We start from the raw sequence: 21,818 nt of genomic DNA, 5'->3' as shown, positions 1-21,818 counted from the left end.
GCGGTTACGCGACGGAATCGCCCAGCGGCTCGGAGAGCACGCTGCGGATCGCCTGGCTCTACCCGGACCTGCTCTCCACGTACGGCGACCGGGGCAACATGCTGATCCTGGCCCGCCGGGCGCAGCAGCGCGGCATGCCGGTGGAGACGATCGAGGTCCGGTCCGACCAACCACTGCCCACCACCGCCGACATCTACCTGCTCGGCGGCGGTGAGGACGGGCCACAGGCGCTCGGCGCGCAGCGACTGATCGCCGACGGCGGCCTGCACCGGGCGGTCGCCCAGGGCTCGGTCGTCTTCGCGGTCTGCGCCGGCTACCAGTTGCTCGGCGGCTCGTTCTTCGCCAAGGGCACCAAGTGCGCCGGGCTGGACCTGCTGGACCTGCACTCGGACCGGGGGCCGTCGCGGGCCGTCGGTGAACTCGCCGGTGAGATCGACCCCCGTCTCGGGCTGCCGCCGCTGAGCGGTTTCGAGAACCACGGCGGACGAACCCACCTGGGCCCCGGCGTCTCCGCGCTGGCCCGGGTCAGCACCGGTATCGGCAACGACGGCAGCAGCGAGGGCGCATGGCGCGGGAAACTGCTCGGTACGTACTCCCACGGGCCGGCGCTGGCCCGCAACCCGGCCCTGGCCGACCTGCTGTTGCGCTGGGCCACCGGGGTCAGCAACCTGCCGCCGCTCGACGACACCTGGCAGGAGCGACTACGGGCCGAGCGGGTGGCCGGCGTGGCCGCCGCCCGATCGTGACCGTCCCGCACCTCCGGCGGCTGCTGCGGCAGCGGTCGGTCGTGCGGTTCGGGTCGCTGCTGCTCATCCTGGGGCTCTTCGGCCTGGCGCTGCTGTTCATACAACCGGATCTGGCGGCGGCGCCCCGGCTGGTGGACCGGCTCGGTCCGGCCGCACCGGTGGCCGCGGTGCTCGGTGGCGCGCTGCTGATGGTGGCCCTGGTCCCCCGGACCCTGATCACCGTGGCCTGGGGTGCGCTGTTCGGCCCGCTCGGCGGTGCCGGCTACACCCTGGCCGCCGCGCTGGTCGCCGCCGCGCTCGGCTTCACCGTCGGCCGGATGCTCGGCCGCGACTTCGTCGCCGAACGGGTACGCGGCCGCCTGGCCCGCCTCGACGGCTGGTTCAGCCGGCAGAGCGTGCTCGGGGTGATCACCGTACGGCTGTTGCCGGTCGGCGGGTTCGGGCTGGTCAGCTACGGCTACGGCACCACCGGCGCCCGGGTGGTCCCGTTCCTGATCGGCAGCGTGCTGGCCACGATCCCGTCCGCTTTCGGCTACGCCGCGATCGGTGCCGCCGTGGCGGACCCGGACGAGTTCAACTGGCTCGCGGTGGCGCCCGCCAGCTTCGGCCTCGTCGCCGCCGCGGTCCTCATCACCCGCTGGCGCCGAGCCGAACTATCCCACCGCCGCCACCGCCCCACGCCCCCCTCCCCGTAACACCCCCACCCCTCCCGTCGATCTTGCAGTTGTGGTGCCCGTATCACGCCGTTTCGAGTGATACGGGCACCGCCACAACTGCAAGATCGACGGGGCCCCGGACGGGGGGACGGGGGGGACGGGGGGGACGGGGGGGGTTAGGTGACGATGCTGATCATGCGGTTGGGGACGACGATGACCTTGCGGGGTTCCTTGCCGGCCAGTTGGTCGGCGATGGCGGCCAGGGCGGCGGTACGGACGGTTTCCTCGGTGGCGTCGGCGGGGACCTCGATCCGGCCGCGGACCTTGCCGTTGATCTGCACCGGATAGGTCACCGTGTCGGCCACCAGCAGGGCCGGGTCGGCCACCGGGAACGACGCGTACGTCAGCGAGGTGTCGTGGCCCAGCCGCTGCCACAGCTCCTCGGCGATGTGCGGGGCGAACGGGGCCAGCATCAGCACCAGCGGCTCGGCCACCTCGCGGGGCGTGCCGGCCAGCCGGGTCAGCCCGTTGGTCAGCTCGATCAGCTTGGCGATCGCGGTGTTGAACCGGATCCCGTCCATGTCGGCCCGTACGCCGTCGATGGTCTTGTGCAGCAGCCGCCGGGTCGGCTCGTCGGCCGGTGACTCCACCACCCGGGAGGCGCCGCTGTTCTCGTCGACCAGCGCCCGCCACACCCGCTGCAGGAACCGGTACGACCCGACCACCGCACGGGTCTCCCACGGGCGGGAGACCTCCAGCGGACCCATCGACATCTCGTACACCCGGAAGGTGTCCGCGCCGTACGCCGCGCACATGTCGTCCGGGGTGACCACGTTCCGCAGCGACTTGCCCATCTTGCCGTACTCGCGGGTGACCTGGTTGTCACCGTGGAACCAGGAGCCGTCCCGCTCGACCACCTCGGCGGCCTCGACGTAGCGCTCCCGCTCGTCGGTGTACGCGTACGCCTGGATCATGCCCTGGTTGAACAGCTTGCGGAACGGCTCGACCGAGGAGACGTGCCCCAGGTCGTACAGGACCTTGTGCCAGAACCGGGCGTACAGCAGGTGCAGTACGGCGTGCTCGGCGCCGCCGACGTACAGGTCGGTGCCACCGGGGTCGTTGCCGCCACGCGGCCCCATCCAGTAGGCCTCGTTGTCCGGGTCGACGAACCGGGTCTCGTTGGTCGGGTCCAGGTAGCGCAGCTCGTACCAGCAGGAGCCGGCCCACTGTGGCATCACGTTCGTCTCACGGGTGTAGCGCTTCGGCCCGTCACCCAGGTCCAGCTCCACCTCCACCCAGTCCGCCTTGCGCGACAGCGGCGTCTCCGGGTTCGAGGCGGCGTCGTTCGGGTCGAAGGTGCGCGGCGAGAAGTCCTCCACCTCGGGCAGCTCGACCGGCAGCATCGACTCCGGCAGCGCGATCGGGGTGCCGGCCTCGTCGTAGACGATCGGGAACGGCTCGCCCCAGTAGCGCTGGCGGCTGAACAGCCAGTCGCGCAGCCGGAAGGTGACCGCGCCCTGGCCGTACCCGTTGGTCTCCAGCCATTCGATAATCCTGGCCTTGGCCTCGGTGACGGCCAGGCCGTCCAGGCTCAGGCCGCCGTCCGGCGCGGTGCTGTTGATCGCCGGGCCGTCCCCGGTGTACGCCTTGCCGTCGAAGCCGGCCGACGGCTGCACGGTACGGACGATCGGCAGGTCGAAGACCTCGGCGAAGGCCCAGTCCCGCTCGTCCTGACCGGGCACCGCCATGATCGCCCCGGTGCCGTAACCGGCCAGTACGTAGTCCGCGATGAAGATCGGGATCGGCGCACCGGTGACCGGGTTGGTGGCGTACGCGCCGACGAAGACACCGGTCTTCTCCTTGGTGTCGGCCTGCCGCTCCACGTCGGTCTTGGCCGCCGCCGCCTTCCGGTAGGCCTCGACCGCGACCCTCGGGTTGGCGTGCCCACCGGTCCAGGCGTCCTTCGTCCCGTCCGGCCAGGCCGACGCGACCAGCTGGTCCACCAGCTCATGCTCGGGCGCCAGCACCACGTAGGTCGCGCCGAAGATGGTGTCCGGGCGGGTGGTGAAGACCCGGACCGGCGCCACGTCGGCGGGGACCACCGGGAAGTCGATGTGCGCGCCGACCGAGCGGCCGATCCAGTTGCGCTGCATCAGCTTGATCGGCTCCGGCCAGTCCAGCCGGTCCAGATCCTCCAGCAGCCGGTCGCCGTACGCGGTGATCCGCATCTTCCACTGCTTCAGGTTCCGCTTGAACACGGGGAAGTTGCCCCGGTCGGAGCGCCCGTCGGCGGTGACCTCCTCGTTGGCCAGCACGGTGCCCAGACCCGGACACCAGTTGACCGGGGCCTCGGAGACGTACGCCAGCCGGTGGTCGTCGACGATCACCCGGCGCTGCGGCCCGGACAGCTCGGCCCAGGTCCCGCCGCCCGGCACCGCCCGGATCCCGGACTCGAACTCGGCGATCAGTTCGCTGATCGGCCGGGCCCGGCGGGCCTCGTCGTCGTACCAGGAGTTGAAGATCTGCAGGAAGATCCACTGGGTCCAGCGGTAGAAGTCGACGTCGATGGTGGCCACCGAACGCCGGTCGTCGTGCCCCATGCCCAGCCGGCGCAGCTGCGCCCGGTACCGCTCGATGTTCGCCTCGGTGGTGGTCCGGGGGTGGGTGCCGGTCTGCACCGCGTACTGCTCGGCCGGCAGCCCGAACGCGTCGAAGCCCATCGCGTGCAGCACATTACGACCGGCCATCCGCTGGTAGCGGGCGTACGAGTCGGTGCCGATGTAGCCCAGCGGGTGCCCGACGTGCAGCCCGGCACCAGACGGGTACGGGAACATGTCCAGCACGTACAGCTTCTCCGCACCCGCCCGTGGGTGGTCCGGGTCGGCGAGCGGCCCCACCGGGTTCGGCGCGTGGAACGTGCCCCACTTCTCCCAGCGGTCCTGCCAGCGCTGCTCGATCTCCCCCGCCAGTCCGGCGGTGTACCGGAAGGGCGGGGTGTCCGCCGCCGGCTCGGCCATGTCAGTCACGTCTTCTCCTCGCCGCGCTCACCGTTGTGCGTACACGGGCACGTTTCGCATTTCAGGGCATGCTTTTCCGGGCATAAAAAAGCCCCTCACGCAGGAGGGGTAGCCGTGCTGTCGCGCTCAGTGGCGTCAGCACGGCTCACTAAGAAGCAGGTAGGCCCGGGCCATGCCTCGCAGTCTACGCCTCCACCCGTCAGGCTGTCGCGCCTGGTTCCACGGGTCGCCGGTACGGGGCCGACCGGCCACCGGGACCGTACGTGTGGTCGGCTTGAGCGCCAGTTGCGGCTAGCCTGATTCCATGCGGGTGATCCGGGCGCGCCCCGCGACCGTATTTTCCCGCGAACCTTACGGCCGGCCCAGCAGGTCTGGACAGAGAAGCCGTGCTGCGACGAGGAGGAGGCCCGTGACACAACAGACGTGGGACGAGTTGGGCGGCGCACTACAACCCGACGAGTTCCGTACCGCCAGCGAAGCCATCGTGGCCAACATCGAACAGGTCATCGAGGGCAAGACCGCGACGGTACGACTCGCGCTCGCCGTCCTGCTCGCCGAGGGCCATCTCCTGATCGAGGATGTTCCCGGAGTTGGCAAGACGAAACTCGCCAAGGCCCTCGCCCGTTCGATCGACTGCTCCGTCCGACGGATCCAGTTCACCCCCGACCTGTTGCCCAGCGACGTCACCGGGGTCAGCGTCTACAACCAGGAGACGCACGACTTCGAGTTCAAGCCGGGCGCCGTCTTCGCCAACCTGGTCGTCGGCGACGAAATCAACCGGGCCTCGCCGAAGACCCAGTCGGCGCTCCTGGAGTGCATGGAGGAACGGCAGGTCACGGTCGACGGGGTCACCTACGAGCTACAGACACCGTTCATGGTGATCGCGACCCAGAACCCGATCGAGATGGAGGGCACCTACCCGCTGCCCGAGGCGCAGCGCGACCGGTTCACCGCCCGGATCGCGATGGGCTACCCGGACGCCGGGTCGGAACTCGCGATGCTCGACGGGCACGGCGGTCGCGACCCGCTGTACGCGTTGCAGTCGGTCGCCGACGCGGTCACCGTACGTCGACTGATCGCGACCGTACGCGACATCCACGTCGCGGACGCGGTCAAGCAGTACGCCGTCGACCTGGTCACCGCCACCCGTGAAGCCCCCGACCTGCGCCTCGGCGCGTCCCCCCGGGCCACCCTGCAGCTGCTGCGCACCGCCCGTGCGGTAGCCGCACTGGAGGGCCGGGACTACGTCCTTCCGGACGACCTGCAGGCCCTCGCCGTACCGGTGCTCGCGCACCGGATCATCCCGACGGCGGACGCGCAGCTCGCCCGGCGGACCACCGACGCGGTCGTCTCCGACCTGGTGCACCGGCTGCCGCTGCCGCACGAACGGCAGCAGCGCTCGCAGTACGACACCCGGCCGGGCACCCCGCCGGACGGCAAGGGTCGATCCCAGTACGAGCCGCGGAGGCGGTGACCGTGCGCGAGGCACTGCGCGGGCTCACCACCCGCGGCCGGTCCTTCCTGGCCGCGGCGGTGGCGGCGGCCATCTCCGCGGCGATCCTGGGCGAACAGGACCTGCTCCGGGTGGCCGTGCTGCTCGGCGTCCTGCCGCTGCTGGCCGCCGCGTACGTCGGCCGCAGCCGGTACAAGCTGGCCTGCAGCCGGTCGCTTGAACCGCAGCGGGTGCCGATCGGTGCCAGTTCCCGCGTGGTGCTGCGCCTGCAGAACATGTCCCGGCTGCCGACCGGGACCCTGCTGCTGGAGGACCGGCTGCCGTACGCGTTGGGCAGCCGGCCCCGGGTGGTGCTGGAACGGCTCGGCGCGCACCAGGCCAGCTCGGTCGCGTACACGGTGCGCGCCGACGTACGCGGTCGGTACGAGGTCGGCCCGCTGGTGGTCCGGCTGACCGACCCGTTCGGGCTCTGCGAGCTGACCCGGGCGTTCCCCAGCGTCGACCGGCTCACCGTCATCCCCCAGGTCACCGCCCTGCCCCAGGTCCGGCTGGCCGGCGAGTACGCCGGCACCGGCGACAGCCGGGCCCGGTCGGTGGCGGTGCACGGCGAGGACGACGCGGCGACCCGGGAGTACCGGCGCGGCGACGACCTGCGCCGGGTGCACTGGAAGTCCACCGCCCGTACCGGCGAGCTGATGGTGCGGCGCGAGGAGCAGCCCTGGGAGAGCCGGGCGACCGTGGTGCTGGACACCAGGGCGACGGCGCACCGGGGCGAGGGGCCCACCGCCAGCTTCGAGTGGGCGGTCTCGGCCGCCGCCAGCGTCGCCGTGCACCTGCGCCAGTCCGGCTACAAGCTGCGGCTGGTCACCGGTTCCGGGATGGACGCCGACGCGAACGAGGGCGGCGGCGAGGGCCTGCTGCTGGACCACCTCGCCGACGTCCGGCTGTCCCAGCGGGGTGACGTGGCGACCCTGGTCGAACGGGTCCGGCAACGGTCCGACGGTGGGCTGATCATCGCCATCCTGGGCACGCTGAGCTCCGCCGAGGCCGAGGTGCTGGCCGGGCTGCGGGGCAACGGCGCGACCTGCCTCGCGTTCCTGGTGGACAGCAGCACCTGGCTCACCCTGCCGGCACCGGCGCGGACCGAGGCCGACAACGCCCACGGCGCCGCCGTACTGGGCCTGATGCAGAGCGGCTGGCGGGTGATCGGGGTCGAACACGGCAGCCGGTTGCCCGCACTGTGGCCGCAGGCCGCGCGCGGATCGCAGGGCTTCGCCTGGCGGGCCGCGATGGCCGAGACGGTTGCCGGAGGGATGCGATGAGGGGACGACGTCATCTCGGGTTCGTCGCGGCGGCGGCCACCCTGCTCTCCGCCGCGCCGCTGTCGGCGATCTTCGAGCGGTGGACCTGGCTGCTCCAGTCGACGCTCGCGGTCGCGCTGATCGCCGGGGTCGCCACCCTGACCCGGTCGCTGCGGGCGCCGGTCTGGGCCCAGGTGCTGAGCATGCTCGGCGCGCTGCTGCTCGGCCTGACCTGGCTGTTCGGCAGCGGCAGCGAACTGCTCGGCGTCCTGCCCACGCCCGACACGATCGCCCACTTCGGCGCGCTGCTCAACGCCTCCGCCGGGGACATGCGCTCGTACGGGGTGAAGGTCCCGGACACCGACGGGCTGCTGTTCGTGACCGTACTGGGGGTGGGCTCGGTCGCGATCGTGGTGGACCTGCTCACCGTCGGGCTACGCCGGCCGGCGCTGGCCGGGCTGCCGATGCTGGCCATCTACTCGGTGCCGGTCGCGGTGTACGTCGAGAACGTACCGGCGCTGCCGTTCATCGTCGGCGCGATCGGCTTCCTCTGGCTGCTGGTGGCCGACAACGTCAACCGGGTCCGGCACTTCGGTCGCCGGTTCACCGGTGACGGGCGCGACGTCGACATCTGGGAACCGTCGCCGCTGGCGGCGGCGGGCCGGCGGCTCGCGGTGGTCGGGGTGGTGATCGCGGTGCTGCTGCCGCTGGCCGCACCGCAGATGACCAACGGGCTGCTCAACCGCTTCAACAACAGCGGCACCGGGGTCGGCGAGGGCAACGGCCGGGGCGGCGCCGGTGGTGGGGTCCAGTTGTTCGCGGCCCTGCGCGGGCAGCTCAACCAGACCACGGTCACCGACTACGTGAAGGTCACCACGAACGAGCCCGACCCGTTCTACCTGCGCTTCGGTGCAGCGGACCAGTTGCGTTCGGGCGGCTTCGAGGTCCGTACGCCGACCGGGATACCGGTGAACAAGATTCCCGACCCGCGCGCCTCGGCCGCACCCGGAGTGTCGTTCCAGACCTACCGGGCTCAGGTCGAGGTGACGAACTTCAACATGCCGCTGCTACCGATCTACGCCAACCCGGTGGCGGTGCAGAACCTCGACTCGAACTGGCTCTACGACCGGGGCACCCAGACCGTCTTCTCCAACCGGCGGCAGTCCAAGGGCAAGAAATACTCGTTCGACTATGTCCGGTCGGCCTACACCCAGAAGGTGCTGGAGGCGGTGCCGCCGCTGACCCGCAGCGACCCGATCCAGCGGCAGTTCACCGACGTACCGCCGGTGCCGCAGGTGGACGAACTGGTGGCCCGGCTGACCGAGGGAAAGCAGACGCAGTACGCGAAGGTCCGCGCGCTCTACGACTACTTCTCCCGGCAGAACGGGTTCAGCTACAGCCTCAGCACCCAGGGCGGCACCAGCGGCGAGGACATCGTCAACTTCCTCACCAGCAAGGTCGGCTTCTGCCAGCAGTACGCGGCGGCGCTGGCCTGGTTGGTCCGGGCGGCCGACATCCCCAGCCGGGTGGCGTTCGGTTTCACCGTCGGCAGCGGCCGGCAGGACAACACGTACACGCTGACCAACCTGAACATGCACGCCTGGACCGAGGTCTACTTCTCCGGCGTCGGCTGGGTCCCGTTCGACGCCACCCCGGCGGCGAACGTGACCGGCTCCACCCGGACCGAGTACGCGCCGGACACCGACCAGCCCGATCCGGTCGCCCCGGCGGCGGTGCCGAGCGCGGCACCGGGCGTGGGCTCCACGGCCGCACCGAACCCGGACGACCGGCTGGACCGTGGTGCCTTCGACGACGGGATCGTGGGCGGCGACGGTTCACTGTCCGGCACCTCGACCACGTGGCCGTACTGGGCCGGTGGTGGGGTGCTGGTGCTGGTTCTGCTGCTCGCCGTACCGGCGCTGCTGCGCTCGTCGCTGCGACGGCGCCGGCAGGTGGCGACGGTCGCGGCGACCGCAACCGCGCTGGCCCCGGCCGAGGGTGATCCGCCACCGGGTGTGGTCCAGGTAGTGGCAACCGGGGCCGAGGCCGATCGGGCCCGTGCCGACGCCCACGCGGCCTGGGACGAGTTGATCGACACGATGGTCGACTTCCGGGTCACGGTGGACCGGACGGAGACGCCTCGGGCGACCGCCGACCGGTTGGTGACCGAGGGGCTCAGTGTCACCGGGGCGGACGCCGCCCGGCTGCTCGGTCGGGCCGAGGAGCGGGCCCGGTACGCCCGCGCCCCGCTCGCCGGCAGTGAGCTGAACCCGGCCCTGCGGGCGATCCGCGAGTCCCTGCGGGCTCGGGCCGACCGGCGTACCCGGCTGCTGGCCGCGGTGCTGCCGCCGTCGGTGCTGCTGCGCTGGCGCCTGGCGATCATGGACGGGTCGGGCCGGTTCGTCACGGCGAACTCGCAGCTCCGCGAGGGTCTGCTGCGGTGGAGCCCGCGGCGACTGCTCGCCAACCGGGCGGCCCGGTAGGAACGGTCGGCAAGCAGAAACCCGTGGTGCCCGCTACCAGTTCGGTAGCGGGCACCACGGGTTTCTGACGACCGGGGCACCGACCCGCCGGGCGGCGGCGGGCGATGCGGTGTTACCGGGAGTGGTTCACCCACAGCCGGTGAACCCGCGCAAAATTTGACTTAACAGACAAAACACCCGAAAGACGAACAAAAAGCATCAACCGGATACCGCCGAGGGTGTCCGGTTGGCCGCCTCGCGGGCGAACCCGCGAAGGCGGAACCATCCGGTGTCAGCGATGGCCTTCCGGCCGTTGCCGCCACCGGTCCTCAAGACGGTCGAGCAATGACATCCGCCGACCACGCGTACGCCGGCTGGTCGAACCACCAACCACGCGCAGGTCGGGCGTTTGCGCCTTGCGATGGGACTGCATCGCAAACGCGGCCGCGCCCAGCATGACCACGAAGCCAGCCACTCCGATAAGCGGAGTCTTGTCCACCGTGCCGTAAACGACCAGTGCAAGGCCAGCGATGATCACGCCAGCGGCGACGAGCAGGCGACGTCGCGCGTGGAAACGCGGGTCGCTGGCACGCACAGCCGAGGCGAATTTGGGGTCCTCGGCAAGCGACTGTTCGATCTGCTCGAACAGCCGCTGCTCGTGCTCCGAGAGCGGCACGGCACTCCTCCCCGGTCACGTTGAGTCGGTCCGGTCGGACCGACAGACCGTGGCAGCCAACCGGCTGCTTAGCGCAAGTCTACGAGGGGGGTCGGCGCTCGGAAAGCGGGACGACCTACGGTCGCGCCTGATTTTCCGTCCGGCGCAGGTCATCACGCCCCAAGAGACTCGCGGGACGCACGATCGCACGGCCAAAACGGGCCGCCGCGGCGTCTGCCGCCGCCTCCGCGTCCCGCCAACCATGCTCCGGCTCGCCGAGACTGAGCTGTCTGGGAGTTGCCCGCTCGTCGGTCAACCCCTCCATACGTATCCCCACGAGCCGGATCCGGTCAGTCACGTTGAGCGCGACGAACAGGGCCCAGGAAACCTCGAACAGCTCATGCGCGACGTCCGTCGCACCGCTCAACGTCCGGGACCGGTTCACCGTACGGAAGTCGGACAGCCGTACCTTGATCGACACCGTTCGCCCCACCTGGCCCGCCCGCCGCAGCCGTACGCCGACCTTCTCGGCCAGCGCCAGCAGCGCCCGCCGGATCAACTCCGGGTCGCCGATGTCGGTGTCGAAGGTGACCTCGGCGCCGATCGACTTCTCCACCTGCTCCGGGCTGACCCCGCGCGGGTCGCGCCCCCAGGCCAACTCGTGCAGGTGCCGGGCCGCCGCCTCACCCAACGCCCCCCGCAACATCTCCACCCTGGCCTGGGCAAGATGCCCGACGGTGGTCAGCCCGAGCCGGCGCAGCGTCTCCGCCGAGCGCTCCCCCACCCCCCAGAGCGCCTCGACCGGCAGCGGATGCAGGAATTCGAGCACCAGCCCGGCCGGCACCACCAGCAGCCCGTCCGGCTTGGCCCGGGTCGAACCGAGTTTGGCGATGAACTTGGTCGGCCCCACCCCGACCGAGCAGGTGATCCGCTCCTGCTCGGCCACCCGGGCCCGGATCATCCGAGCGATCTGCGCCGGCCGCCCCAGCAGCCTCCGGGCCCCGGACACGTCGAGAAACGCCTCGTCCAGCGACAGCGGCTCCACCAGCGGGGTGACCGAACGGAAGATCTCCATCACCGCACGGGAGGCGGCCGAGTATTCCGTGAAGTCCGGCGGCAGGAACACCGCGTGCGGGCAGAGCGCCCGCGCCCGCATCGACGGCATCGCGCTGCGCACCCCGTACCGCCGGGCCTCGTAGCTGGCCGAGCTGACCACGCCGCGCGGGCCGATCCCGCCGACCACGACGGGCCGACCGGCCAGTTCCGGCCGCTTGCGCACCTCCACCGCCGCGAAGAACGCGTCCATGTCGACGTGCAGGATCGAGCAACCCTCGTCGTCACCATCCGGACCGAAGCGCGGATCACCGTTGCCCCGCACCGCTTGGCTCCGCCCCATAACCGCAGGCTAGCCCCCCGGTACGACAGCCCGCCCCCGGTCAGGTCAACCCTTGACTTCGAGCGCACCTCAACTCATATCGTGGCCCCCCTGATCCCCTCACCGAACGGAGTTCCCTCGATGCAAACCGTCGCTCTGGGCCGCACCGGCGAGCAGGTCAGCCAGCTCGCGCTCGGCTGCATGCTGATGGGCACGATGACCGACGAGGAGTCGTCGTACGCGATGCTCGACCACTACCTCGACGCCGGCGGCACCTTCCTCGACACCGCCAACTGTTACGCCTGGTGGCCCGGACCACCGTTCCGGGGCGGCGAGAGCGAGTCCCTGCTGGGCCGCTGGTTCGCCCGCTCCGGGCGCCGCGACCAGGTGTTCCTCGCCACCAAGGGCACCGCCTGGGTGGCCGACCCGGCCGCCGTGCTCAGCGGCCGCGCCGAGTCCCGCGACAGCTATTCCGGCGCCGGAGCCGACACCGTACGCCGCGAACTCGACGACAGCCTGCGCCGCCTCGGCACCGACCACGTCGACCTCTACTACGTGCACGTCGACGACCGCTCCACCCCACTGGAGGAGACCCTGGAGGCACTCGCCGGCCTCGTCGCCGCCGGCAAGGTCCGCTACCTCGGCTGGTCCAACGTGCACACCTGGCGGCTGGAGAGCATCCGCCAGCTCTGCGACCGGTACGGCTGGCCGGCACCGGTCGCCCTCCAGCAGCAGCACTCCTACCTGCGCCGCCGCCCTGGCGTGGACCACTCCGCGATCGTCGACGACGAACAGCTCGACTACCTGCGGGCGCACGACGACCTGACCCTGGTCGCGTACTCGCCGATCCTCAAGGGCAGCTACGACGACGCCACCAAACGCCGCGAGCACCCCGTACTCGACCCGTACCGGGGAGCCGACTCGACCGCCCGGCTCGCCGTACTGGACACGATCGCCGCCGAACTCGACGTCACCCCGAACCAGCTAGTCCTGGCCTGGCTCCTACACCAGGACAATCCCACCCTGGTCCCCCTGATCGGCCCGAGAACCCTCCCCCAGTACGAGGCCGCCCTCCCCGCCCTGGACCTGAAACTAACCCCCACCCACCTAACCCGCCTGGATGAGGCCACCGCCTGACGCAGTTACCGCCAATGCCCGACCGTTGACGGCGCAAGCATCGGGGGACGCCGTCAACCCACTCCGCACCCAAGCACCCAACTGAAGCCGTACCCAAAGCCGATCGTGCCAAGACACACCCGCCGCCACCCCGACCGGAGCAAGCCGGAAGGGGTTGGGGGCGGCGTGACCCGCGAAGGGATCAAGCTTGACGGCCTTCGCGGGGCACGCCGCCCCCAACCCCACCCCCCACGACCTAGAGCCGCCCCAAAAGCTTGTCCAAAGTCAGAGGCAAATCCCGAACCCGAACCCCCGTAGCGTGGAACACAGCATTACCCACAGCCGCCGCCGTCCCCACGATCCCGATCTCACCCATCCCCTTCGACCCCATCGGATTCACGTACGGATCGTGCTCGTCGACCCAGTACGCCTCCACCGAACCCACGTCCGCGTTGCTCGCCACGTGATACTGGGCCAGGTCCTGGTTCACCACATGCCCGAACCGACGATCGAGCACGCTGTGCTCGTGCAACGCCATCGACAGTCCCATGGTCATGCCGCCGATCAGCTGTGACCGCCCGGTCTTCGCGTTGATCACCTTCCCGACGGCGAAGACACCGAGCAGCCGGGGCACCCGCACCTCACCGGTCTCCGCGTGTACGTGTACCTCGGCGAACTGGGCGCCGAAGCTGTCCATCGCGAACTTCCCGATGTTCGGGTTCACCGGCATCGCCGCCTCGACCTCCAGCCCGTCCGGCGGGACCTGCCCGCCGTACTGCTCGGCCAGGGTCCGGCGGAACTGTTCGGCTGCCGCCACGATCGTCGACCCCCAGCAGGTGATCCCGGTAGAACCACCGGCACCCGTGGCCATCGGCAGCGCGGTGTCGCCGATCGCGAGATCGATCCGGTCGACCTCGACCTGCAGCGCGTCCGCGGCGATCTGGGTCAGTGCGGTCCAGGCACCGGTGCCGATGTCGGCGGCCGCGATCTCGACCGCGTACCGGGCGTCGGAGCCGAGCCGGATCCGGGCCACCGAACCGGGGAAGCTCAGCACCCCGTACGTCGACGCGGCCACCCCCGTACCGACCAGCCAGCCCGCCTCCCGGCGGCTGCGCGGCATCGGATCACGCCGGTCCCAGCCGAACCGCCGGGCCCCCTCACGCAGGCACTCGACCAGGTTCCGGCTGGAGAACGGCAGGCCGGTGGTGGGGTGCACGCTCGGCTCGTTGAGGATCCGGAACTCGATCGGGTCCAACCCGCAGGCGATCGCCATCTCGTCCATCGCCGACTCCAGCGCCCACATGCCGGGTGTCTCCCCCGGCGCGCGCATGATGCTCGGCGTCGGTACGTCCAACGCCGCCAGCCGCTGCGAGCTGCGCCGGTGCGGGGCGGCGTAGACGCTCTGCGTCATCCGAGTGGCGTGCTCGGCGAACTCGACCACCCTGGAGGTCTGCTCGACCGAACCGTGCTCGATCGCCACCAGCCGACCCGCGCCGTCGGCGCCGAGCCGGACCCGCTGGATGGTCGGGGTGCGGTAGCCCACCTGGGCGAACATCTGCTGGCGGGTGAGCGCGAACTTCACCGGCCGACCGGGCAGCATCCGGGCAGCCATGATCGCCAGCACCACGTCCGCGCGCGGCAGCACCTTGGAGCCGAATCCACCGCCGACGTGCCGGGAGATCACCCGTACCTGGTCGGCTTCGAGCGTGAACAGGGCCATCACCACCTGCTTGACCCGGTAGACCCCCTGGCTGGAGACGTAGAGGGTGAGCCGGTTGTCGGTCCAGTGCGCGACCGTACTGTGCGGCTCCATCGGATTGTGGTGGACCATCGGCGTGGTGTACGTCGCGTCCAGGGTGACCGCCGCCGTGGCGAGCGCGGTGTCGACGTCTCCCTGGCTGGTGTTCATCGGGAACTGGGGCAACACCTGCGCCGGCACCGTGAAGTCGCTCCGGTCCACCCGCAGGTTCAGGTCGGGCTGACCGGCGGCGTAGGTGAACCGGACCAGGCCGGCGGCGTACCGGGCGGTCTCCGGGGTTTCGGCCACCACCGCGCCGATGAACTGGCCCCGGAAGGCGACCCGGTCCGACTGGAGGATGACGTGCTCGCCGCTCTCCACCTTGTCCAGCCGGGGCGCGTTGTCGTGGGTGAGTACGGCCACCACTCCCGGTTCGGCGCAGGCGGCGACGGTGTCGATGGAGGTGATCCGGCCGGTGGCGATGGTGGACTGCACCGGGTAGAGGTAGAGCGGCGCTTCGACCGGGTGCTCGAAGGCGTACCGGGCCATACCCCGCACCTTGTCCGGGCCGTCGATCCGGCTCATCGGCCGGCCGATCGCCCGTGGCGTGATCGTCATCTACCTGCCCTCCCGTCGGTCGCCTTCGGCCGCCCCACGGCGCCGGTCTGCCCCGCTCACCGGCCGTCCTCCGCCAGGTCCGCGGTGAGGTCGAGCAGGGTACGGATGATGACCGCGCGGGCCAGCGGCACCTTGAACGCGTTGCCGGGCAGCGGACGCGCGGCTGCCAGTTCGGCGTCGGCGGCCTCGGCGAAGCTGTGCTCGATCGCCGGGGCTCCCCGAAGCAGGTCCTCGGCCCGGCTGGCCCGCCACGGCTTGTGCGCCACCCCGCCGAGGGCGAGCCGCACGTCGCGTACGACACCGTCCACCACGTCGACCGCCGCGGCCACCGAGACCAGGGCGAACGCGTACGACGCCCGGTCGCGGACCTTGCGGTAGCGGGAGTTCGCGGCGAAGCCGAGCGGCGGCAGTTCCACATCGATGATCAGCTCGCCGTGTCGCAGCACGGTGTCCCGGCCGGGCTCCTCGCCGGGCAGCCGGTGCAGTTCGGTCACCGGGATGCTCCGGTCGCCGTCCGGTCCACGGGTCCGCACCACCGCGTCGAGTGCGGCGAGCGCGACCGCCATGTCCGATGGGTGGGTGGCGACGCACTCCGGCGAGGCGCCGAGGATCGCCAGGTCCCGCTGGTGGCCGTCGAGGGCCGAGCAGCCGGTGCCGGGAACCCGCTTGTTGCACGGGGTGGTGATGTTCTGGAAGTACGGGCAGCGGGTGCGCTGGAGCAGGTTCCCGCCGGTGGTGGCGAGGTTGCGCAACTGGCCGGAGGCACCGGCGAGCAACGCCTGGGAGAGCACCGGATAGCGGGTACGGATCGTCGGGTCGGCGGCGAGTTCGCTGTTGCGTACCGCGGCGCCGACCAGGATGCCGCCGTCGGGCAGGTCCTCGATCCGCTCGGAGGTCAGCCGTCGTACGTCGACCAGCAGTTCCGGTGTGGCCACACCGAGTTTCATCAGGTCCACCAGGTTCGTCCCGCCGGCGAGGTACGCCCCGTACGGCGCCTCGGCGAGCATCCGTACCGCCTGGGGTACGTCCTGTGCGCGGGCGTAGCGCAGCGGCCTCATCGCCGGGCCACCCGGGCGATGGCGGGCACGATGTTCGCGTACGCGGCGCAGCGGCAGATGTTGCCGCTCATCCGTTCCCGGATCTCCGCCTCGTCGAGCACCACCTCGACGTCACCGGCGGCGGTCACCGCGCTCGGCCAGCCGGAGTCGACCTCGTCCAGCATGCCGACCGCGGAGACGATCTGGCCGGGGGTGCAGTAGCCGCACTGGAAGGCGTCACACTCGACGAACGCCTCCTGCATCGGGTGCAGGGTGCCGTCCACGGCCAGCCCGGCGGCGGTGGTGATCTCCGCTCCGTCGTGGGCCACGGCGAGGGCGAGGCAGCTATTGGACCGCCAGCCGTCGAGCAGGATCGTGCAGGCGCCGCACTGCCCGTGGTCACAGCCCTTCTTGGGGCTGGTGATGCCGAGTCGCTCCCGCAGCGCGTCCAGCAGCGTGGTCCGGGTGTCCACCCCCAGCGTGTAGGTGGTCCCGTCCACCCGCAACGTCACCTCGGTATCCACTCCCCGCCCCCAGACCTCACCCACAACCAGCTACACGAATCACCTGAAACTATCCCAATCCAGCACGCCGAACACGCCATTCCCCACCTCCCCTCCCCCTCCGAGGTGCGCGCCGAGGACGCGCCGAGGGGCGCGGTCTTAGGAGTCAGGGGCGGGCGAGGAGGAGGGGGATGGTCATTTCGGTGGCGGTCCAGGAACCGTGGTACGCCACCAGCTTCGCCTCGATGGGGGCGTCGGTGCGGCTGGCGAGGACCACGTACGAGTCGTGGCAGCAGACGACCACGTCGCCGATCCGGGCCAGGTGTGCCTCCGGCACCGGGCCGAACCAGCCGGCGGCGACCGCCTCCGCTCTCGGCGCCACCCACGCCGCCGGCCCCAGCACCTCGGTCCAGGCGGCCAGCACGTCGTCCACCGCCCCCGGCAGGGTGTGCAGGTAGCGGGCCCGCGGTTCGCCCGCCACCACCCGTACCCCGGCCCGCAGCCGCGGATCGAGGTCGATGTCGAACCGCCGGTCCGGCGGCACGTTGAGCTGCCCGTGGTCGGCGGTGACCAGCAACGCGGCATCGGCCGGCAGCCCGTGGACCAACCGGTCGAGCAGCCGGTCCAGGTCAGCCGCCGCATCCCGCCAGGCGGTCGAGTCCACCCCGGTCAGGTGCCCGTGCTTGTCGATGTCCGGGTGGTAACCGGAGACCAGGGTGGGACCGGGCCCGGCGGTCAGCGCGGCCAACATCTCGGTGGCCAGCGTGTCCACCTCGGCGGCGCCCCGGTAGACGCCACCGGAGTTCGCCGCCACCGTCAGGCCGCTGCCGGCATGCTCGGGACGACTCACCACGGTCACCGCCACCCCGGCCGCCTCGGCCAGCTCGAACTGGGTCGGCAACGGTTGCCAGCTACGGGGATCCGGGTCCGGCGCGCGGGGATCGTCGGCCGTACCGGACCAGTTGATGTGGGTGAGCACCCGGTCGCTGCCCGGCACGTTGACCCGGAAACCGAGCACCCCGTGCGCGCCCGGCGCCGCCCCGGTGCCGAGACTGACCAAACTGGTCGGGGTGGTCGACGGGAACCCGCTGGTGAGCGGCCGACCGGACCGGGCAGCCAGGTCGGCCAGCACCGGCGCGTACGGCGCCGCGGTCGGCAACTGGTACCAGCCGAGTCCGTCGACCAGCAGGACCGCTATCCGGCGTACGCCCGCGAGCTGGGCGGCCAGGCCCAGCGGATCCGGCGCCCCCGGCACCCCGAGCACCGCCAGCGCACTGGGCAGCACGTCGGCGAGGCTGTCCCCGCCGTACTCCGGCCGTACCTGGTCGAACGGACCGGCGGCACCGAACGGCAGCGGCACCGCATCAGGCCAGGCCGCGCGCTCTGGCTGGGCGGACGGACCGGTCATTCGGGGCGGCGGGCGAAGAGGTGCAACTGGGCGGCCAGGTCCCGGTAGGGCTGGCGGGCCGCCGCGGCGATCTCCAGGTCCAGCAGCGCCTGCGGGTCACCGTCGGCAGCGGCGGCGGGGATCAAATCAGCGAAGACGCGTACGCCGTGGGTCTGCTCCACCCGCAGCCCGGCGGCGCCGAGCAGCGCGGCGGCGGTCTCCGCGTCGTAACGCCGCCGCAGCGTGTCCCGCGGCCCGGCGCACCCGTCCGGGTCGGCGAGCAGCGCGGCGGCGACGTCGAGGTGCCCGTTCATCGCCCGGCTCAGTACGGCCGCCGCCCGGCTCGCGACCAGCACACTGGCCGCCCCACCGGGGCGCAACGCGGTCGCCACCGCCGCCACCACACCGGCCGGATCGTCGACCACCTCCAGCACGGCATGGCAGAGCACCAGGTCCGCGCCGGCCGGCTCGACCAGCCCGGCGAGCGCGTCCCCGTCCCCCTGCACGGCCTGGATCCGATCGGCCACCCCCGCCTCGGCGGCCCGCCGGGTCAGCGCGGCGAGCGCGTCCGGGCTGGCGTCGACCACGGTCACCCGGTGCCCGGCCTCGGCCAGCGGTACGGCGAAGCCGCCGGTGCCGCCGCCGACATCCAGCACGGTCAGTGCCCGCCCAGCGAGCCGGTCGAGTTCCCGACGCAGCACCGCCCAGACCACTGCGGTACGCGGGGCCGGGTACGGCCCGGTTGCTGGCGCCGGCCGGCCGCGCACCGCGCCGGACCCGATCTGTGTTCGCTCCACCCGGACGAGCCTAGGCCACCCCCGCGCGAAGGGGTCAGCGGAAGTCGCGGGAGGCGGGCGTGACCGGGGCGGTGATCGTGTCCAGCCGGTCGGCGATCAGGTTCGTCACCCCCTCGGCCCGCTCCAGCCGGCCCCGCACGACCAGCGCGTTGCTGGTCCGGGCCACCTTCCGGTAGCGCTGCCACAGCCCCGGCGAACAGATCACGTTGAGCATCCCGGTCTCGTCCTCCAGGTTCAGGAACGTCACCCCACCCGCGGTGGCCGGTCGCTGCCGGTGGGTGACGATGCCGCCGACCCGGACCCGCCGACCCGACTCCACCTGGCCCAGCTTCGCGATCGGCACCGCGTCGAGCGCGTCGAGCCGGTCCCGGACGAACCGGGCCGGATGACTCTCCGGGGAGAGCCCGGTGGCCCACACGTCGGCGACCAGCCGGTCCACCGCCGACATGCCCGGCAGGGTGGGCGCGGCCGCCCCGGCCACCGTGCCCGGCAACCGGCCCGGCTTCTCCTGCGCCGCCGCACCGGCCGCCCAGAGAGCCGCCCGCCGGCTCAGCCCGAAACACGCGAAGGCGTCCGCGGTGGCCAGCGCCTCCAGCTGCGCGGCCGGCAGGCCGACCCGACGAACCAGGTCCGGCATGTCCGCGTACGGGCCGTGCGCGGTCCGTTCCGCCTCGATCCGCTCCGCCAGGTCGACGCCGACGGTGCGCACCCCGGCCAGCCCCAGGCGCACCGCCGGGCCGCCCAGCCCCCACCGGTGCGACGGCTCACCGGGCGCGCTGCCCCACCGGGTCTGCGGGGTGGACTCCAGCACCGCCTGGGCGCCGCTTGCGTTGATGTCCGGCCGGCGTACCTCGACACCGTGCCGGCGGGCGTCGTCGACCAGGGTCTGCGGCGAGTAGAAACCCATCGGCTGGGCGTTGAGCAGCGCGGCCAGGAACGGGGCCGGGTAGTAACGCTTGAGCCAGGAGGAGGCGTAGACCAGGTAGGCGAAACTCATCGCGTGGCTCTCCGGGAAGCCGAAGCTGGCGAACGCGGAAAGCTTGAGGAAAACGTCGTCGGCCAGCTCACCGGTGATGCCCCGCTCGGCCATGCCGGCGTAGAGCCGCCCGGAGATCCGGTCCATCCGCTCGGTCGACCGCTTCGACCCCATCGCCCGGCGCAACTGGTCGGCACCGGCCGCGTCGAAACCGGCCAGGTCGATCGCGAGCTGCATCAGCTGCTCCTGGAACAACGGCACCCCGAGCGTCTTCTCCAGCGCGTTACGCATCAGCGGGTGGGCGTACGTGACCTCCTCCTGCCCGTTCTTGCGCCGGATGTACGGGTGCACCGAGCCGCCCTGGATCGGTCCCGGCCGGATCAGCGCCACCTCGACCACCAGGTCGTAGAACTCACGGGGCTTGAGCCGGGGCAGGGTGGCGATCTGGGCCCGGCTCTCCACCTGGAACACCCCGACCGAGTCGGCCCGGCAGAGCATGTCGTAGACCTCGGGGTCGTCCAGCGACATGCTGCTCAGGTCGAGCGTGGACCCGATCATGTCGTACGCGTAGTGCAGCGCGGAGAGCATGCCGAGCCCGAGCAGGTCGAACTTGACCAACCCGGCGTTGGCGCAGTCGTCCTTGTCCCACTGGAGCACACTGCGGCCGGGCATCCGCCCCCACTCCACCGGGCAGACCTCGATCACCGGCCGGTCGCAGATCACCATGCCACCGGAGTGGATGCCCAGGTGCCGAGGAAAAGTCTGCAACTCGTTGGCGTACGCGACGACGTGCTCGGGGATCTCCTCGACGTCCACGTTCGCCACCTCACCCCAGCGGTCGATCTGCTTGCTCCAGGCGTCCTGCTGACCGGGCGAGAAACCGAACGCCTTGGCGATGTCCCGCACCGCCGACCGGGGCCGGTACGAGATCACGTTCGCGACCTGCGCGGTGTGCTCCCGGCCGTACTTCGTGTAGATGTACTGGATCACCTCCTCGCGCCGGTCGGACTCGATGTCCACGTCGATGTCGGGCGGCCCGTCGCGTTCCGGGGCGAGGAAACGCTCGAAGAGCAGGTGGTGCCGGACCGCGTCGACGTTGGTGACCCGCAGCGCGTAACAGACCGCCGAGTTCGCCGCCGAGCCGCGCCCCTGGCAGTAGATGTTGTTGCGCCGGCAGAACGTGACGATGTCGTGCACCACCAGGAAGTAACCCGGGAAACCCAGCTCGTCGATCATCTTCAACTCGTGTTCGAGCTGCTCGTACGCCTGCGGGTGGGCCTCGCGCGGGCCGTAGCGCTCCAGCGCCCCGTCCATGGTCAACTGGCGCAGCCAGCTCATCTCGGTGTGCCCGGACGGCACCGGGTGGGCGGGCAGGTCGGGCGCGACGAGTTGCAGGTCGAAGGCGAGCTCGGCGCCGAACCGGGCAGCCCGCGCCACCGCACCGGGGTAGGCGGCGAACCGGTCCGCCATCTCGGCCCCGGAGCGCAGGTGCGCGGTGGCCGCCGCCGGCAGCCAGCCGTCGAGTTCGTCCATGCTGCGCCGGGCCCGCACGGCCGCCAGCGCGGTGGCCAGCCGCCGCCGCGACGGGGTCGCGTAGTGCACGTTGTTGGTGGCCACGGTGGGCAGTCCGGCGCGGGCGGCCAGCTCGGCGAGGGCGTCGTTGCGGTCGGAGTCGGTCGGGTCGCCGTGGTCGGTCAGCTCCACCGCCACCGTCTCCGCCCCGAACAGCGCGGTCAACCTGTCCAGTTCCCGGGCCGCCGCGTCGACTCCCTCGGTGAGCAGCGCCGCCGGCACCGGCCCCTTGCGGCAGCCGGTGAGCACCAGCACGTGGTCGCGCAGGTCGGCGGCGATCTCCTCCAGGTCGGCGCCGATCAGCGCACCGGTGTCGACCAGCGGAAGGGTGTCACCGGTCCGCCCCGCCCCGGACCGGCCGCCGGTCCGCCCCGCACGGGACCGGCCGGTACGCCCCGCACGGCCGCCA

At 71.7% G+C, this 21,818-nt stretch carries 14 protein-coding genes and 1 pseudogene; 6 read left to right on the top strand and 9 right to left on the bottom strand.

Features of this window, described 5'->3' with window-relative positions:
• The first annotated feature begins 41 nt into the window (after positions 1-41).
• Entirely contained in the window at positions 42-746 is a 705-nt protein-coding gene (locus tag AB0J90_RS19045; protein ID WP_363597771.1) for a glutamine amidotransferase, read from the top strand.
• On the top strand, positions 743-1,441 hold the full coding sequence (locus AB0J90_RS19040; protein ID WP_363597493.1) for a VTT domain-containing protein: 699 nt from the start codon (positions 743-745) through the stop codon (positions 1,439-1,441). Before AB0J90_RS19045 ends, AB0J90_RS19040 begins: the two co-directional genes overlap by 4 nt.
• A gap of 137 nt (positions 1,442-1,578) precedes the next feature.
• On the opposite strand, the gene leuS is transcribed toward AB0J90_RS19040, so the two are convergent.
• A complete protein-coding gene (gene leuS / locus AB0J90_RS19035) occupies positions 1,579-4,419 on the bottom strand; it encodes a leucine--tRNA ligase (RefSeq protein ID WP_363597769.1) in 2,841 nt (946 codons plus the stop codon).
• A 409-nt stretch (positions 4,420-4,828) separates the two neighbouring features.
• Here leuS and AB0J90_RS19030 point away from each other — a divergent pair, with 409 nt between their 5' ends.
• The 3 genes from AB0J90_RS19030 to AB0J90_RS19020 are packed head-to-tail and all read left to right on the top strand — an operon-like array spanning position 4,829 to position 9,656.
• On the top strand, positions 4,829-5,893 hold the full coding sequence (locus AB0J90_RS19030) for a MoxR family ATPase (protein ID WP_363597491.1): 1,065 nt from the start codon (positions 4,829-4,831) through the stop codon (positions 5,891-5,893).
• A gap of 2 nt (positions 5,894-5,895) precedes the next feature.
• Positions 5,896-7,194: a DUF58 domain-containing protein gene (locus AB0J90_RS19025; protein WP_363597767.1), complete on the top strand. Its 1,299-nt coding sequence runs from the start codon at positions 5,896-5,898 to the stop codon at positions 7,192-7,194.
• Positions 7,191-9,656: a DUF3488 and transglutaminase-like domain-containing protein gene (locus AB0J90_RS19020; protein WP_363597489.1), complete on the top strand. Its 2,466-nt coding sequence runs from the start codon at positions 7,191-7,193 to the stop codon at positions 9,654-9,656. Before AB0J90_RS19025 ends, AB0J90_RS19020 begins: the two co-directional genes overlap by 4 nt.
• A gap of 271 nt (positions 9,657-9,927) precedes the next feature.
• Here AB0J90_RS19020 and AB0J90_RS19015 read toward each other — a convergent pair whose 3' ends face one another.
• Together AB0J90_RS19015 and AB0J90_RS19010 are read right to left on the bottom strand one after the other, a co-directional pair.
• The gene (locus tag AB0J90_RS19015) at positions 9,928-10,311 is read right to left on the bottom strand and encodes a DUF3040 domain-containing protein (RefSeq protein ID WP_326556762.1); all 384 of its coding nucleotides are present in this window, start codon (positions 10,309-10,311) and stop codon (positions 9,928-9,930) included.
• A gap of 115 nt (positions 10,312-10,426) precedes the next feature.
• Positions 10,427-11,686 (bottom strand): DNA polymerase IV, encoded by a 1,260-nt coding sequence (locus tag AB0J90_RS19010; RefSeq protein WP_363597487.1) that lies wholly within the window; start codon positions 11,684-11,686, stop codon positions 10,427-10,429.
• A 120-nt stretch (positions 11,687-11,806) separates the two neighbouring features.
• Between AB0J90_RS19010 and AB0J90_RS19005 the strand changes: the two genes are divergently transcribed.
• Complete coding sequence (locus AB0J90_RS19005; protein WP_363597485.1) at positions 11,807-12,802, top strand: aldo/keto reductase; 996 nt, start codon at positions 11,807-11,809, stop codon at positions 12,800-12,802.
• Positions 12,803-13,037: 235 nt separating this feature from the next.
• On the opposite strand, the gene AB0J90_RS19000 is transcribed toward AB0J90_RS19005, so the two are convergent.
• From AB0J90_RS19000 to AB0J90_RS18975, 6 genes and pseudogenes are all read right to left on the bottom strand, one after another.
• Positions 13,038-15,137, bottom strand: coding sequence for a xanthine dehydrogenase family protein molybdopterin-binding subunit (locus tag AB0J90_RS19000; RefSeq protein WP_363597483.1), 2,100 nt, complete (start codon positions 15,135-15,137; stop codon positions 13,038-13,040).
• Between the two features lie 56 nt (positions 15,138-15,193).
• On the bottom strand, positions 15,194-16,195 hold the full coding sequence (locus tag AB0J90_RS18995) for a xanthine dehydrogenase family protein subunit M (protein WP_363597480.1): 1,002 nt from the start codon (positions 16,193-16,195) through the stop codon (positions 15,194-15,196).
• The gene (locus tag AB0J90_RS18990) at positions 16,192-16,686 is read right to left on the bottom strand and encodes a 2Fe-2S iron-sulfur cluster-binding protein (protein ID WP_363597478.1); all 495 of its coding nucleotides are present in this window, start codon (positions 16,684-16,686) and stop codon (positions 16,192-16,194) included. The genes AB0J90_RS18995 and AB0J90_RS18990 overlap by 4 nt, the downstream gene beginning before the upstream one ends.
• 157 nt (positions 16,687-16,843) lie before the next feature.
• Positions 16,844-18,085 (bottom strand): nucleotide pyrophosphatase/phosphodiesterase family protein, encoded by a 1,242-nt coding sequence (locus tag AB0J90_RS18985; protein ID WP_363597476.1) that lies wholly within the window; start codon positions 18,083-18,085, stop codon positions 16,844-16,846.
• A complete protein-coding gene (locus AB0J90_RS18980; RefSeq protein ID WP_363597765.1) occupies positions 18,082-18,846 on the bottom strand; it encodes a methyltransferase domain-containing protein in 765 nt (254 codons plus the stop codon). The genes AB0J90_RS18985 and AB0J90_RS18980 overlap by 4 nt, the downstream gene beginning before the upstream one ends.
• Before the next feature lie 49 nt (positions 18,847-18,895).
• Positions 18,896-21,700, bottom strand: a pseudogene (locus AB0J90_RS18975) (error-prone DNA polymerase); the annotation flags it as partial.
• Positions 21,701-21,818: the final 118 nt, after the last annotated feature.

It is taken from the genome of Micromonospora sp. NPDC049523, from assembly GCF_040676775.1.
In the GTDB taxonomy this organism is placed as follows: Bacteria; Actinomycetota; Actinomycetes; order Mycobacteriales; family Micromonosporaceae; genus Micromonospora_G.
The sequence above is the reverse complement of the archived record's forward strand: the minus strand, read 5'-3'. Positions and strand labels throughout refer to the sequence as shown.